This window comes from Streptococcus sp. ELY_125, assembly GCF_058314535.1.
This window is the reverse complement of sequence record NZ_JBZFUM010000015.1, coordinates 1-14379: the sequence shown is the minus strand read 5'-3', so window position 1 is coordinate 14379 and position 14379 is coordinate 1. Positions and strand designations below refer to the sequence as shown.

20 protein-coding genes and 3 pseudogenes are annotated in these 14379 nt (G+C 40.3%); 21 read left to right on the top strand and 2 right to left on the bottom strand.

The genetic code is table 11. The features are described from left to right. Positions 1-161: 161 nt before the first annotated feature. The 20 genes and pseudogenes from AC4HAL_RS07015 to AC4HAL_RS06920 all read left to right on the top strand — a co-directional run. Positions 162-590: pseudogene (locus AC4HAL_RS07015) on the top strand (Jag family protein); the annotation flags it as partial. A gap of 172 nt (positions 591-762) precedes the next feature. Beyond that, positions 763-1617, top strand: coding sequence for an ABC transporter ATP-binding protein (locus AC4HAL_RS07010; RefSeq protein WP_491093581.1), 855 nt, complete (start codon positions 763-765; stop codon positions 1615-1617). Further along, positions 1617-2462, top strand: coding sequence for an ABC transporter permease (locus tag AC4HAL_RS07005; protein ID WP_491093580.1), 846 nt, complete (start codon positions 1617-1619; stop codon positions 2460-2462). The genes AC4HAL_RS07010 and AC4HAL_RS07005 overlap by 1 nt, the downstream gene beginning before the upstream one ends. Positions 2463-2627: 165 nt before the next feature. Continuing rightward, positions 2628-3083, top strand: coding sequence for a LytTR family DNA-binding domain-containing protein (locus tag AC4HAL_RS07000; RefSeq protein WP_491093615.1), 456 nt, complete (start codon positions 2628-2630; stop codon positions 3081-3083). Positions 3084-3092: 9 nt separating this feature from the next. Then, on the top strand, positions 3093-3500 hold the full coding sequence (locus AC4HAL_RS06995) for a DUF3021 domain-containing protein (protein WP_491093579.1): 408 nt from the start codon (positions 3093-3095) through the stop codon (positions 3498-3500). 101 nt (positions 3501-3601) lie between these two features. Further along, entirely contained in the window at positions 3602-3736 is a 135-nt protein-coding gene (rpmH, locus tag AC4HAL_RS06990; protein ID WP_002885866.1) for a 50S ribosomal protein L34, read from the top strand. Positions 3737-3851: 115 nt separating this feature from the next. Then, positions 3852-4388 (top strand): DUF1307 domain-containing protein, encoded by a 537-nt coding sequence (locus AC4HAL_RS06985; protein ID WP_491093578.1) that lies wholly within the window; start codon positions 3852-3854, stop codon positions 4386-4388. A 69-nt stretch (positions 4389-4457) separates the two neighbouring features. Then, entirely contained in the window at positions 4458-5231 is a 774-nt protein-coding gene (locus AC4HAL_RS06980) for a TatD family hydrolase (protein ID WP_491093577.1), read from the top strand. A gap of 18 nt (positions 5232-5249) precedes the next feature. Continuing rightward, positions 5250-5699 carry an ASCH domain-containing protein gene (locus AC4HAL_RS06975; protein WP_491093576.1) on the top strand — a complete coding sequence of 150 codons (450 nt, stop codon included), beginning with the start codon at positions 5250-5252 and terminating at the stop codon, positions 5697-5699. Between the two features lie 42 nt (positions 5700-5741). After that, positions 5742-6314: a ribonuclease M5 gene (gene rnmV, locus AC4HAL_RS06970; protein ID WP_491093614.1), complete on the top strand. Its 573-nt coding sequence runs from the start codon at positions 5742-5744 to the stop codon at positions 6312-6314. 17 nt (positions 6315-6331) lie between these two features. Continuing rightward, on the top strand, positions 6332-6958 hold the full coding sequence (locus AC4HAL_RS06965) for an alpha/beta fold hydrolase (protein ID WP_491093575.1): 627 nt from the start codon (positions 6332-6334) through the stop codon (positions 6956-6958). 27 nt (positions 6959-6985) lie between these two features. Beyond that, positions 6986-7459: a GNAT family N-acetyltransferase gene (locus tag AC4HAL_RS06960; RefSeq protein WP_491093613.1), complete on the top strand. Its 474-nt coding sequence runs from the start codon at positions 6986-6988 to the stop codon at positions 7457-7459. A gap of 75 nt (positions 7460-7534) precedes the next feature. After that, complete coding sequence (locus AC4HAL_RS06955) at positions 7535-7915, top strand: hypothetical protein (RefSeq protein WP_491093574.1); 381 nt, start codon at positions 7535-7537, stop codon at positions 7913-7915. 121 nt (positions 7916-8036) lie between these two features. Further along, positions 8037-8936, top strand: coding sequence for a helix-turn-helix transcriptional regulator (locus tag AC4HAL_RS06950; protein ID WP_491093573.1), 900 nt, complete (start codon positions 8037-8039; stop codon positions 8934-8936). A gap of 60 nt (positions 8937-8996) precedes the next feature. Further along, entirely contained in the window at positions 8997-9596 is a 600-nt protein-coding gene (locus tag AC4HAL_RS06945) for a GyrI-like domain-containing protein (RefSeq protein WP_491093572.1), read from the top strand. Positions 9597-9639: 43 nt separating this feature from the next. After that, the gene (locus AC4HAL_RS06940; RefSeq protein ID WP_491093571.1) at positions 9640-10257 is read left to right on the top strand and encodes a DJ-1/PfpI family protein; all 618 of its coding nucleotides are present in this window, start codon (positions 9640-9642) and stop codon (positions 10255-10257) included. A 12-nt stretch (positions 10258-10269) separates the two neighbouring features. Next, positions 10270-10788 (top strand): annotated as a pseudogene (locus AC4HAL_RS06935) (methyltransferase family protein). Between the two features lie 46 nt (positions 10789-10834). After that, positions 10835-11359, top strand: coding sequence for a DUF1697 domain-containing protein (locus AC4HAL_RS06930; protein WP_491093570.1), 525 nt, complete (start codon positions 10835-10837; stop codon positions 11357-11359). Positions 11360-11501: 142 nt separating this feature from the next. Beyond that, the gene (locus tag AC4HAL_RS06925; RefSeq protein ID WP_491093569.1) at positions 11502-12053 is read left to right on the top strand and encodes a TetR family transcriptional regulator; all 552 of its coding nucleotides are present in this window, start codon (positions 11502-11504) and stop codon (positions 12051-12053) included. Positions 12054-12242: 189 nt separating this feature from the next. Then, complete coding sequence (locus AC4HAL_RS06920; RefSeq protein ID WP_491093568.1) at positions 12243-13007, top strand: SDR family NAD(P)-dependent oxidoreductase; 765 nt, start codon at positions 12243-12245, stop codon at positions 13005-13007. A 300-nt stretch (positions 13008-13307) separates the two neighbouring features. Here the strand turns inward: AC4HAL_RS06920 and AC4HAL_RS06915 are convergent, their stop codons facing one another. Further along, entirely contained in the window at positions 13308-13586 is a 279-nt protein-coding gene (locus AC4HAL_RS06915; RefSeq protein ID WP_491093567.1) for a putative quinol monooxygenase, read from the bottom strand. 93 nt (positions 13587-13679) lie between these two features. Beyond that, on the bottom strand, positions 13680-13994 hold the full coding sequence (locus tag AC4HAL_RS06910; RefSeq protein WP_491093566.1) for a winged helix-turn-helix transcriptional regulator: 315 nt from the start codon (positions 13992-13994) through the stop codon (positions 13680-13682). Positions 13995-14100: 106 nt separating this feature from the next. Between AC4HAL_RS06910 and AC4HAL_RS06905 the strand changes: the two are divergent. After that, positions 14101-14259: pseudogene (locus tag AC4HAL_RS06905) on the top strand (nitroreductase family protein); the annotation flags it as partial. Positions 14260-14379 lie beyond the last annotated feature (120 nt).

The window sequence follows — 14379 nt, the reverse complement described above, 5'->3', positions numbered from 1 at the left end:
CGGAGATAGCAGTTTCTAAAGGAGTGGAAATTGCTGTAGCGGCTTCAACTGCCCATTCATCATCAGAAGCTGATTCCTTTGAAGCTTTTGTCGCCAGTGAGTTTGATCAAGTAGAGTCGTTGACCAGCAAAGATATCGAAAAGGCTGCAACAGATGTGGCTTCCTATATAGAAGCTATTATCTATGAAATGGATGTTGAAGCCAGTCTGACCACCAGACATACTAACCGTCAAATTACTGTTCAGATTGAAACACCTGAAGCAGGACGTGTTATCGGTTATCATGGGAAGGTACTCAAATCTCTGCAGGTTTTGGCACAAAATTATTTACATGACCACTATTCGCGCGCTTTTTCTATCACGCTCAATGTGCATGATTATGTCGAGCGGCGGATGGAGACCCTGAGTGAATTTGCTAAAAAAATTGCCTATAGGGTTATGGATAGCGGTAAATCTTATGCTATGGATAGTATGAGCAATGATGAGCGCAAAATTGTGCATAAGACTATTGCTAATATTAAGGGGGTTGACAGCTATTCAGAAGGAAGGGATCCTAAGCGTTATGTCGTTGTGATTCCCGACAGGACTTAGCAATAATGTAAGGGAGCTGGACGCGTACGGTCTGGTTCTTTTTTGAGGAAAATTTTAAATAAGTGATATCTTTTTTTTTTGCTACCACTTACCTCCTTGTTTTTACCGCTTACCGGTATTTCAGTCACGAGAAGGAGCTTTTTTGCTACTATATGATGTGGAGGTGGGAGATATGTTAATGGAAACAAAATCATTAAGCAAAGTCTATGCTAATCAGACAGTTGTGGATCAGCTTGATTTACAGATTCCCAAGGGCAGTTTGGTAGCTTACTTAGGAACCAATGGTGCCGGAAAATCAACGACAATTAAAATGTTAACAGGACTTTTAAAACCAAGCTTTGGTGAGATTAAGGTCCTTCCTCAGGTCAAGATTGGTATTGTCTTTCAAGACAGCGTGCTTGATGAAGAATTGACTGTCAAGGCTAATCTCAACAACCGTGCAGGTCTGTATCGTCAAATTGACAGGGACTGGTTGACTGATTTGATTGATATGACTGGTTTGAAGGACTTTTTTCATCAAAAATACGGCACCTTATCTGGCGGTCAGCGCCGCCGCGTCGATATTGCGCGTGCTCTTATCAGTAAGCCTGACCTCCTTTTTCTTGACGAGCCCACGACAGGGTTGGATATTCAGACGCGTCAGATGATTTGGGATTTGCTCTATCGCTTGAAAAAGGAAGAGGGTTTGACTATTTTTTTGACAACGCATTATCTAGAAGAAGCTGAAAATGCGGAAGTGACCTATGTCATTGATCAAGGAAAAATTTTAGCACAGGGAACAGCCTTTGAATTAATCAAGGAATATGCAAAGAGTCAGCTCCTTTTAAAAACAAAGGACCAGCAAAAATTACTTGATTTCCCTTATGAGATAAGGAGGGTCGAAGCGGGCTATCTGGTGGAAGGATTATCCTCTCAGGAGGTTATTACTATACTTGCTAACTATCAGGACAGTATTATCGATTTTGAATTTAAACAAGGGACAATTAATGAAGCTTTTATGGCTATTACTGGAAGGGAGATTGACTAATGTTAGTTATTATTAAACGAAATCTAGCACTTTATTTTAGCAATAAGGCTAGTGTTTTTTTCTCCCTTATGGGGGCTTGGATTGCCTTTGCACTCTATATTATCTTTCTGCAAAAAAATATGCTGGATGCTTGGAGCAGTCTGGACCATCCAGAAAAATTCTTAGATAAATGGGTAATGGGAGGTATTCTAGCGGTTACTAGCATTACGACGACCTGGTCTAGTGCTGTGCGTCTGGTTCGTGATAAGGAAAGTCAAAAATTTAATGATTTTTTGCTGACAGAGACCTCTGCTTTTAAATTGAATCTTGGCTATCTTATCAGCACCAGCTTGATCGGCAGTATTATGCAGTTGGTCATGTATGGTGTTATGTCGCTCTATTTTGCCTGGCAGGATGGTTTAGGGTTTGATGGAGCTGCTCTTCCTAAAATTCTGGGACTCATGCTCTTGAGCTCGATCATGGCAGCTATCCTTAATTTGATCATCTTGCAATTTATTCATTCTGTTGAAGTTGCGGAACGCTTGGCTGTTATTATCGGGACAGCGTCTGGTTTTTTAGTTGGGGTTTACATGCCGATCGGTGGTTTGCCAGATATGGCTCAAAAGGTGATTAAATTAGTTCCAGGAGCCTATGTTGCTGCGGCTTTCCGTCAGATTCTCATCGGGGGTAAGATTCCTAAATGGCAGTCTCCCTTAGATTTAAAGGAATACCTAGGCATTAGTCTGGTTGTAAAGGATCATGTTATGACCTTGTCACAGAATGTTTTATTAAGTGCTGGTGTCACGCTTGTCAGCTTGCTTGTTTTGAGTATTCTTCTATTTGTCAAGAAGTCAGTTTTGCGATAAACTGATAAGAGTATTGGGGCAAAGTTTGAGTTGCTAGTGTAAATTCTGGTATGATTAATTAGGCATTTCTTGCTTGTCCAAAGACCAGAGCTGGGTTCTCCGGAATTTTGAGGCGGATTGGTGGTGGAATGCAGTAATACTTATGCCAAGGGGGCAGAGAGACAGATGAATTACCGCTTTGAAGAAGATAAGAGCTTGGACCGGGAAGCAATTGAGGTAGTGGTTCGCAGCCAAATACTAAATGCAGAGGTGCAGCAAGTTTTGAATTATCTATCGGCTTACCAAACCGAGACTCCAGCCGTGTTGCCGCTTAAAACAGCTGATCGTATTGAAATGCTTAAGGTGCAAGATTTGATCTTTGTTGATGTCGATGGCAGCAGTTTGATCTTAGAAACCTTGCAGGGGCGCTATCAGATCAATGAGCGACTCTATAGGTTCAGTCAACAGCTCAATAATCCAGATTTTGTACAGGTATCTAAGCATGCCCTCTTGAATATTAACCATCTGGAAGCTTTGGAGGCCAGTTTTTCTGGTAACATGCTAGCTATTCTGACAGGGAAACGCAGACTAGATGTCAGCCGTCGCTATCTGCGCAATTTAGAGGAACGTTTAGGTTTATGAGGTAAGAAAATGAAGAGATTTTTGAGAAAAATGGCCCTATACGCTCTTATAGGTGTCGGCTTTGGTGGTTTCACCTATGTTGTCATCCTCTGGTTAAATGGTGCAGAAAGTCAGTCTGTGGAACAGATTGCCAATGTTGTATGGATCAGTGCTTTAATAGGATTGATTTCCATGATTTTTAGCTTTGAACGTCCTTCTTTTATAGCCCAGCTATTCCTTCATTTTTGTTTGGTCTATAGTCTGGTTATTCTTATGAATAGATTAAATGATTATGATGGGACTCTTTTTTCCCTCAGTTCGTTTGGTAACTTTATTTTATGCTATCTTATTATTTGGGGAATAGTTTATAGTATATGGATTCATCGTATTGATAAGATTAACCATAAGCTAGCTGAAAAAAAGAAGAGTAAATCTTGACAAGCGTACCCATTTCCTATAGAATAATAAGGTATGTTTAGTAACTGATCACAATAATAGCCGGCTAAACGAATACGAAAATCTTAGAGGAGGTATTCAAGGTGAAACGTACGTATCAACCAAGTAAAATTCGTCGCCAACGTAAGCACGGATTCCGTCACCGTATGTCAACTAAAAACGGCCGCCGCGTGCTAGCAGCCCGCCGTCGTAAGGGACGTAAGGTATTGTCAGCTTAAGGGTGATAATGAATAAAAAGCCAATTCTTACTCGAGGGAATTGGCTTTTTAGATTTTTCTTGACCCTGCAGTAAAATACCTTATAATGGAGGGAGTGAAAAGATTGGAGATTTTTATGACTTTCAAAAAGGTGATTGTCAGCTTGCTGGCCTTGTTGGTCCTTGTCGGCTTGAGCGCATGTGGCGGTAGCAAGACATCTGATAATACTACAAATACTACCAGCAATAGTCAGGCTAGTCGGCAGCAGTCTGATTATCAGAAATTTGTTGCCGGTGAAAGGGATATCCGTAATCATTATGAGTACGCAGGGGATCAGCTATTGTTGTCGCAGACAAGGACAGTTGTCTTTTACTCGGCTTTGGGCGTTGATTCACCAGAGGCTGCGCAGGCTCATTATGAACAAAACGGTGCGACTAAGTGGGATGGTATCGAAGGCATTGAGCATAAGGTTGATTATCAGACAAATCGCCTGATAGAGGAGACAACTATTGATTATACCAAGGTTGATTTACAAGCTAATGCTGAACTTTTGCAGATTCAGTTGACAGATGGAAAAGCTCCCGATCAGATTAGTTACAGCCAAACCATTCAAGCCTTGCTAGCTGGTGGTTACACTGAGGTAAAAGATGGTAAATTCCAAGAACTAAACTAAGGAATAAGATAGCAGAGCTCAAATATGATTTGGGCTCTTTTTATCTGGACTTTGTGATAAAATAAAGGCATGAATATATTCGATACCCATACTCATTTAAACGTAGAAAATTTTGCAGGAAAAGAAGCAGAAGAAATTGCAGCAGCGCGTGAACTCGGTGTGACGAGGATGAACATTGTTGGTTTTGATGAACCGACGATTAAGCGGAGTTTGGAATTGTCTGCCCAGTTTTCTGAGCTTTATTCGACTATCGGCTGGCACCCGACTGAGGCTGGCTCCTACACGCAGGAAGTGGAGGATATGATTGTTAGTCATCTGTCCAATCCGCGCGTGGTTGCTCTTGGTGAGATTGGGCTGGATTACCACTGGATGGAAGATCCCAAAGAAGTTCAGATTGAGGTCTTTAAGCGTCAAATCCAGCTGTCTAAGGATCATGACCTGCCCTTTGTGGTGCATACCCGTGATGCCCTAGAGGACACTTATGAGGTCGTTAAGGAGGTTGGCGTCGGCCCCCGTGGTGGGATCATGCACTCCTACTCAGGGTCTCTTGAGATGGCGCAGAAGTTTGTGGATTTAGGTATGATGATTTCATTTTCAGGTGTTGTGACCTTTAAAAAAGCACTGGACGTACAAGAGGCAGCAGCTGGTTTACCGCTTGATAAAATCTTAGTGGAAACCGATGCCCCTTACCTAGCACCAGTACCTAAACGTGGCCGAGAAAACCGCACAGCCTATACCCGCTATGTCGTTGATAAAATTGCAGAACTCCGAGGTATGACTGTGGAGGAAGTGGCTGAAGCTACGACTGAAAATGCTCTGCGCATTTTTGGAATTGACTGCTAAGATGAAGAAAAAGACGATATGACTGACACGATCAAGGATTACTGGGTTCGTTGTTGTAGGAAGTTACATTTACCAGAAGATACCAAGTATGAGGCGTGGAGCTTTGGAAACACTAAAGAGATGGCAGACGAGCTAGCGGATTTAGTGAATAGAAAGATTAAAACGGCTACAACCTCAGCCTATGAATTGTATGAGCTTGGAGAGTGGGTGTCCCAGATTGGGGAATACAACATCATCCTCAATGGTTCGGATGAACCTGTTTGTGTCACGCAAACAAAAGTGACCTATATCATGCCCTATCATTTGATTTCACCTGAGCATGCCTGGCATGAGGGAGAAGGTGATAGGAGTTACGTCTATTGGAAAAAGGTTCATGATGATTTTTTCACTCAGGAATACCAAAAAGTCGGAAAAGAGTTTTATGAACAAGCCCCTATGCTGAGTGAAGTATTTGAAAAGGTTTATTAATTATCCGCTAGTCAGTTTGTGCACATAGCGACAATAAAAATGATGGAAAATAAAATTAAAATACAAGAAGTCCTCGTCGTCGAGGGCAAGAGTGACACTGCCAACCTGCGTCGTTTCTATGAGGTTGACACCTACGAAACCAAAGGTTCGGCAATTACTGATGACGATTTAGAAAGGATTGCTTACCTCAATGACTTGCGTGGGGTGATTGTCTTTACCGACCCAGACTACAATGGCGAGCGCATTCGCAAAATTATCATGCAGGCAGTGCCAACAGCTAAGCATGCCTTTCTCAATCGCGGCGAGGCTGCCCCTAAATCAAAAACCAAGGGGCGCTCGCTCGGTGTTGAACATGCCTCTTTTGAGGACTTGCAAAGGGCTCTGGCAGGAGTGCTTGGCAGTTATGATGATGAAAACCATTTTGATATTACCCAATCCGATCTCGTTCGTCTCGGCCTTCTCATGGGAGCTGACAGTCGTCAGCGCCGTGAGTACCTCGGTGAACAATTGCGTATCGGCTACACCAACGGTAAGCAGCTTCTAAAGCGCTTAGATCTGTTTGGCGTGACACTGACAGAGGTTGAAGAAGTGATGGAGAATTATCAAAAAAATTAAAAATTGGAGGAAGGGAAATGGAGCATGTTTATCTGCACGGTTTAGGCGATTCTCCATCTGTCTGGCGAGATATAGCAACTAAAATTCCTTCAGAAAAATCTTCTATTTTGCCTTTAGAGGATTGGTTTGATAAAGAGCACCCGCATTACAAACAATTATATGAAGGTCTAGAAAACTACTGTCAAGCTACTAAAGAGTCATTGGTTTTGTCTGGACATTCACTAGGAGCCGTACTGGCCTTACATTATGCGACTGCTCATCCGGACAAAGTCTCCTACTTAATTTTAATTTCTGCTCAGTATAAGACACCCAAATGGCTGATAAAAGTACAAAATTTCATCTTTCATTTCATGCCTGAGCAGACTTTTAAAGGTTTGGGGCTGACAAAAAATCGGGCGATTGAATTTATGAATTCCATGGTAGATGTTAATCTAGAAGAAAAATTGTCGGCAGTCTCTTGTCCGACTTTGGTATTATGTGGAACAAAAGATGTTCCCAATAAGAGGGCTGCCAGAGAGTTAGCCAAGCGTATAAAGGTAGCTCAGCTAGAATGGATTGAAGATGGAGGCCATCAGGTGCTCACGTCTCATTCGAGACAGATCGAAAAGGCTATATATAAATTTCTAAGGAGCCAAGAAAGGTAATCAAACCATAATTGCTGGGGGCATATGATGACCTACAAGATTAGAAAAATGAAAGCAAATGAAGTTGATAGGCTGAATGATTTTCTGTATGAAGCGATTTTTATTCCGGAAGGGGCGGAAAAAACTGATAAAGAGATTATCAAGCTTCCAGACCTGCAGCTATATGTCAAAGACTTTGGCAGTCAGTTTGGGGATTTTTGCCTGGTGGCAGAAATCAATCAAGAGCTAGTCGGTGCTGTATGGAGCAGGATAATAGAGGATTATGGGCACATCAATGATGACACGCCTTCTCTTGCCGTTTCTCTTTTCAAAGAATACAGAGGGCAGGGGATTGGAACAGCCCTGATGAGAGAAATGTTGACTTTGCTCAAAATAAATGGCTTTAAGGCAGCTTCTTTATCAGTTCAAAAGGCCAATTATGCCGTTAAACTGTACCGGAAACTCTGTTTCCACACAGTATCTGAAAAAGATGAAGAGTTGATTATGGTGGTTGAATTATAGTAGGTTATTCTAGTTTTTCAATTCGATATGACTTTGGAGAAAGTTAAGTAATGGCAAGGTATAAAGGAGTGCGATATGAAGGCTATTGAAGATCATCAGGCAGAAAAATATCAACAAACTAATTATGAAAAAGTTGAATCAGGCATTTATCAGACCAAAGATGAGAGCGGAGAACTTCAGTATGTGACTTCATTGTCTTTTGTACAGGAGCCCGACTTGGGTGAGGGAGCTGGTGAGGCTATATCGCAGTATCCTCTTGAGGATATTCTTGATAAATTTTATTGTTACATAAATGATTTTTATCCTGAAATTAGTCATCAAGATTCAGAAAAAGCATATCTAGAATTTGCCAGTCCTGACTTAGCAGATATTCAAAATCTTCGTTCTATTATTGGGAAACATGTCTACAATGCCGAAGAAGATGGTTTTGTAAAGTTGATGATTGACGAAGCCTAAGGGATGGGAGACGGCCATGCAGATTTGCAGAAGGTTTTGAAGATTTTGCTGAGTGAGAAATATCCTAACCCGACAATCTCTGTCAGGCTTGTGCTGTCCTATTTGTAGGAGCGATTGAATCATGAAGAATAATAGACTGTTTAGAATTCTATACTATGTCCTAGAGAAGGGTAAAGTAACGGCTAATGAATTGGCTGAGAAATATGAAGTCTCAGTCAGGACCATATACCGAGATATCGATGTTATCAGCAGTGCGGGAATTCCGATTTATGCGACTCAAGGCAAGGGTGGCGGCATTGAAATTTCTGATGACTTTATACTGAGGAAGTCACTGCTCTCTGGGAAAGAACAAGAGCAGATTTTAATCGCCTTGAAAGGTCTGGAGGGAACAAGTAAAGAATATGAGAATGAGCTTCTGACAAAACTGTCTGCCCTTTTTAAAATGAAAAACACCAACTGGATAGAGGTTGATTTTGACAGCTGGCAGGGGAATAAGGCCCATGGTGAATTATTTAGAGACATAAAGTCGGCTATTATCAATAAAAATATTGTGAGATTCCGATATTTTTCCAGCAGTAAAGAAGAAACCTATAGAGAAGTCAAACCCGTCAGACTTTTATTTAAAAGCTGGGATTGGTATGTCTATGGCTTTTGTTTACTCAGAAATGATTTTAGATATTTTAAACTGTCTCGTATCAAAGCCTTTGAAACGTGTCCGAATAGCTTTAACGATCAGTTCGACAGTATTGTTTTGCCAAGGGAAGTAAAGACTGAAGATACAGTAGCAATCAAAATGAAATTTGATAAAACCGTAGCTTTTAGGATCTACGATGAAATGGCTGAATATGCTGTAGAAGATAAAGAGGGCAATCTCTATGCTGAGATAGAACTGCCTAATGATGACAACCTTTATCGCTATATTCTTTCCTTTGGCGATGCGGTAGAAGTTTTAGAGCCAGAGGATGTTCGACAGCAAATGAGAGAAATGACTCATAAAATGGCCAAAAAATATAGAACCTGACAAATGGTGTCAAGTATCTTCCTGTACAATAGAGTTATCAAAATACAGGAGGACTAGATCATGAAATACGAATGGCGAAAACAGGAAAAAGCGCTTTATGGTGTCAAGCAGACGCCGGTCGTAGTAGAAGTATCCAAACAGCAATTTATCGTAATAAGAGGCAAGGGCAATCCCAATGAAGCGGATTTTTCAGAGAGAATATCCGCTCTGTACGCACTGGCCTATGCGATCAAAATGCAGTATAAGAAAGATATGAAAGACAGGTCCGATACTGAAGTGACGGATTTTACCGTCTATCCTTTGGAGGGACTTTGGGAAAATGGTGATGAGTCAGCATTTGATAAAAACAAACTGACCTATACGCTGATGATTAAACAACCTGATTTTATAAGGCAGAAGGATGTTACCAAAGCACTTGAGACTGTCAGAAAGAAGAAGCCTAATATTCTGTATGATGAGATAGGCTTTGAAGAAGTAGAAGATGGCAAATCTATTCAGATCTTACACATGGGAAGCTATGATGATGAACCTAAATCTTTTGCATTGATGGATCAACTTGCCAATGAACTCAGCCTGACAAGAACGGCCGATTTTCACAGAAATCGCAACAGAACAGCTGAAGACAAGCAAAAAACTATACTTAGGTACTCCGTGAGGTAAATACATGGAAAACGTTATCCAATAAGTGTGTGAGACAAGAAAAATGAAAACCGTTTATATGTATGTCCAAGATACCATGGCCGATTGGGAGCATGGCTACTTGATGCAAGCTCTGAGTTTACAGGTCATGTTGAAAAAGCCCAAAGTTTCTTTTAAGACGGTAGGCAGGACAAAAGTGCCGATTAGGACAGCCAGTGGAATGACTCTAGTACCAGATTTAAGTCTAGATGATATAGATGTTGCGAGTACAGCAGCTTTGGTGCTCATTGGCGGTGAGACTTGGCTAGATGAGGAGCAAGCAGCTATTTTGAACCTTGCGGCCAAGTTGTTACAGGAGGGATTCTTGGTTGCCGCTATCTGCGGAGCTACCTTGGGCCTGGCCGACCGTGGTGCCTTAAATACACGTTTCCATGCGAGCAATGCTCCTTTTTATCTAGAAATGAGTCCTCATTATACTGGGCAGAGGTATTACAAAGAAGATGTGGCTGTTTGTGATGGCAATCTGATTACAGCAAGTTCTGCTGGTTCGCTCTTGTGGGCCAAACTGATTGTGGAAAAATTAGACTTGTATGCTAAGAAAACTATCGAAGCCTGGTTTGACTATTTTTCTACGGGAGATGTTGCCGCTTATGCCAGATTGATGTCCTCATTTTCAGAGTAAGGAGAAAATTATATGCCAGCTTTTTACCTACTAGTTCCTTTCTTTTTTATCCGATTTATTTTTCTTTCACTCTTGGATAGGAAAGCAATAGGGCGAGCAGCCCATTTTGCTTCGATGCAAGGGAAAGAAATGATAGCTTACTGCCTTTATCAATTATCTACCCTGATGCTTCTGGTTGCTCCCTTCTTTCTAAAGTCAGTCTTCATTTCTCTAGTTTTTTCTACTTAGGATTGGGAGTCTATCTTTTAGGCGACGTGCTTCTTATTTTGGTCATGAAGGATTTTGCCAACCTTGATGAAAAAGGAGAATACCAAAGGACTTTATGCTCTGTCCCGTCACCCAATGTATATCGCTTATTTTGTTTTCTTTTTAGGCGTGGCGATGCTGACTCGGTCATTAATGCTGCTTATTTTCTTAGCTATTTTTCAACTGTCAGCTCACTTTATCATACTAGCGGAGGAAAGAGAGTGTTTCATAAAATTTGGTGCTGCCTATCGAGAATACCAAAAACGTGTTAGGATATATCTGTGAAGTTGCTTGTTACAAATCAGACTGTTTCTATAAGGAAGATTAGCTAATGAAAAAAATCGCCCTTTTACGCGGTGTCACACCTGTCGGTAAAAATAAAATTCCCAAGATGACTTATCTTAGGGAAATTTTAGAGATAGCAGGTTTGCAGTCCGTAGAAACCTATATTCAGAGCGGGAATATTGTTTGCGAGACAGATTTAGCCGATAAAGACATCAAAAATCTCGTCTACGATACGATTTTAAAAAATATCGGGGCGAATTTATCCGTCATTGTCAAAACCCCTGAGCAACTGGCAAAGGCTGCGCAGGAAAATCCTTTTGATGAGGGCTATGATAGTTCCCGTATTCATCTGGTTTTCACCAATGATACCATTTCTTCAAGCAAAATAGCAGAGCTTCTAGCAAAAGACTTTGGGGATGAGGAGCTTTATGCAGGTAGTCAGTGCCTCTATCTGTATTTGCCTAGAGAGGCTAAAACGAAAAAATTGAATACCAATTTTTTAGAGAAACAGCTTGGCATTACCGCTACAATGAGAAAATTAGGAGTTGTGTTGAGACTGTCGCAGATGTAAAGAGGAGGAAATAGAGATGGGATTAACGACTAAAATATTTTTGATGGGGATGAGTATAGTTTTCAATAAATGATTAATTATTTATCGGAAAACCTGTTTTCTTTTAATAATAAGGCAAAATCATTTATATGAGGTAAAATAGATGTTGAAAAAGAGAACTTCAAAAGAGATATTTGCGTCTGTATTTCTTGAACTAACTAAAAGTTACCCCGTTGACAAAATTACAGTTAGAATGTTGGTGGCTGAGAGTGGGTTATCTACAAAGACTTTCTATAATCATTTTCAAAATAAACTTGAACTGATGCTCTATGTAGAGGAGTCTGAGACAGAAAAAATATATAAAAAGCTCGAAAATAGTAATTACTCTTTTCATGACTTTTTAGTCATAGGTATCGAATCTTATAAGAAGATTCAATATTTTATAAAGAATGCTTTCGCCAATACCTCTGGACAGGAATCTTTCCAGACTATACATGCAAACCAGGCTTATGATGCCATTTTGGGATTGCTTTTAAAAATCAATAAAATAGATAAACTAGATTTTGAGATAGAAGCAGTACTTAGATTGTATGTTTGTGGCCTTGTAGAAATGTTTTACAGATTTTCTATGGATGAAATACCTATGTCAACTGAGAATTTTATAGAATTTTGTGAGGAAAATATGCCTCAAAAACTTAAACCATATTTATTATAATGACCATGTCGCTTTAACGACAAAATTACACACTTTCACATATTAGTGTAAAAGTACATATTTCAAATGTTTTGTTGATTGTTTTTGACTCTTTCATATGCTATATTCTAGCTAGGTATACAGACATATTTGGGAATCATAAAGTTACGATTTCTAGTCTTGTGAAAATAATTAGAGAGGATAGCAATTATGGGCAGAGTTGAAGGAAAAGTAGCGGTCATTACAGGTGCAAGCTCAGGAATGGGGGAATCCGCAGCAAAGTTATTTGCCAAAGAAGGTGCATCGGTTGTTTTGGTTGCTCTAGAAGCTGATTTAATCGAAAAACTGGTCAATGAAATTAAGGATGCGGGAGGCAAGGCGATTGGTTTCGCTTATGATTTAAGCAAAGAAGAGGCTTGGGAAGATATCACTAAACAAGCTGAAGAGATGTTTGGGAAAATCGATATTCTTGTTAATAATGCTGGAATTAGCCCTAATGATGCAGGTATTGAAAATTGCAGCATGGAATTATGGGATAAAACAATGGATATCAATGTTAAGAGTGTTTGGTTGGGCATGAGAGCGGTTGTGCCTTATATGAGAAAAGCCGGCGGTGGCTCTATCGTAAACTGTGCCTCTGGTATTGTTCATCAAGGAGGCGTAGATACAGTAGCCTACTCAGCCTCTAAAGGTGGCGTTTACAGTATGAGTATTAATGCGGCTGTGACCCTTGCCAGTGATCATATACGTGTTAATTCGGTTAATCCAGGTTTCATCTATACGCCCCTCATTGAGAAAATGGGTATGGGTTCATTTGAGGAACTCTCAAATTCAATGAAGGGCAAGACTCCTCTACCGCCGTATGTTGGAAAGCCAGAAGATATCGCTTACGCCTATTTGTACTTGGCATCAGATGAGTCTTCATTTGTAACGGGAACTGAGATTGTTATTGATGGCGGTGCAAGTATTGTTTAAATATAATCATGTATTTTTAGGTGAGTCAATATAATAAAAGCATAGAATAAACGATTTTAACATCGTAATTCTATGCTTATTTTTTATCTTTTTAGGGAGCTGCGCTCACAAAGCGTGTGAACCAGTAAACCGCCCGCTATGCGGGGGTGGAGATGAAAAGTTAGACAAGTAGTTACGAAAAATTCTCTAAGTCATAGAGTAAAGTTATTGATGAGGCCTAAAACTTCACCCAGTATTTACCAACGATGATAGGCCTTCGGAGGAAATAGCAGAGCTCCTAGAGCAGGCCTTTAAAATAACCTAGTCCAATACAGTCACAATTGGTTCAGCTGATGACCAGTCAGACAATTGGTCGAAAAATTGGGTGAAGGCCGGTGTTTGGTTGTGGCTATCAATGGCTTCTTGATTTTCCCACTGTTCAATCATGATAAATTGATTGGGCTTGTCCACAGCTTGATAGAGCTGATAGCTGCGGTTTCCTTTTTCTTGTCTTGAGGATTCAATCAGTGGTTGAATCGCCTGCAAGAAATCTTGACGATTATCCTCTTTAATAAAGAACGTGGCGTTGATTGTTTTCATAAATGGCCTCCTTGTAATAGATAATACTGGTAACAGTCTATAAATTTATAGACTAAATGTCAATATTTTGTTGCTTTCTAACATAGAGGGCAGCTACATATTATCTTTACCCCATGTGTTGAGTTTGAGTAAAAGCTTCAATAGTTCTTGTCCTTTTGCTGTTAAGCGGTACTGAGTGTGAAAAGGTAAGGTTTGTAGGTCTGTTTTGAGCACTAGGCCATCGGCTATTAAATCGTTTAAAGCGCGTGTCAGCATGGTTTTGGTGATTCCCTCTACTTCACGCTTTAACTGGTTAAAACGAATAGACTCATGCTGTGAGATAATCCAGATAATATTGAGTTTCCATTTTCCCGAAATACTGTCCATTAATCTTGATACCCCACAGTTCCAGTGTGTGTTTGTTTGCATAGCAGGGTCTCCTAAGACAGTGGTCACAAAAAAGTGACTACTGTTTTTTCATTATTAGCTTTATTATAATGAAATTGTTAAGAAACACAAAGGAGGATACAAGATTATGGAAAATATTTTAAGCTTTTTGGATGAACGTCGGTCTGTCAGACATTTTGATTCCCAAGCAATCTTGGAAAAAAGTGTGATCGTCGATATGCTGAAACATGCCAGCTATGCGCCATCTGGCAATAATTTTCAGCCTTGGCGCGTTTTAGTTGCCCAATTTGTAAAATTAAGCTAGACAGAAAAAAGCCATTTATGTTAGGCTCAGATAAACACCACATTTGTCTGAGAGGAACTACCATAAATGACCTACACCCATCTTACCACAAACGAACTCGTA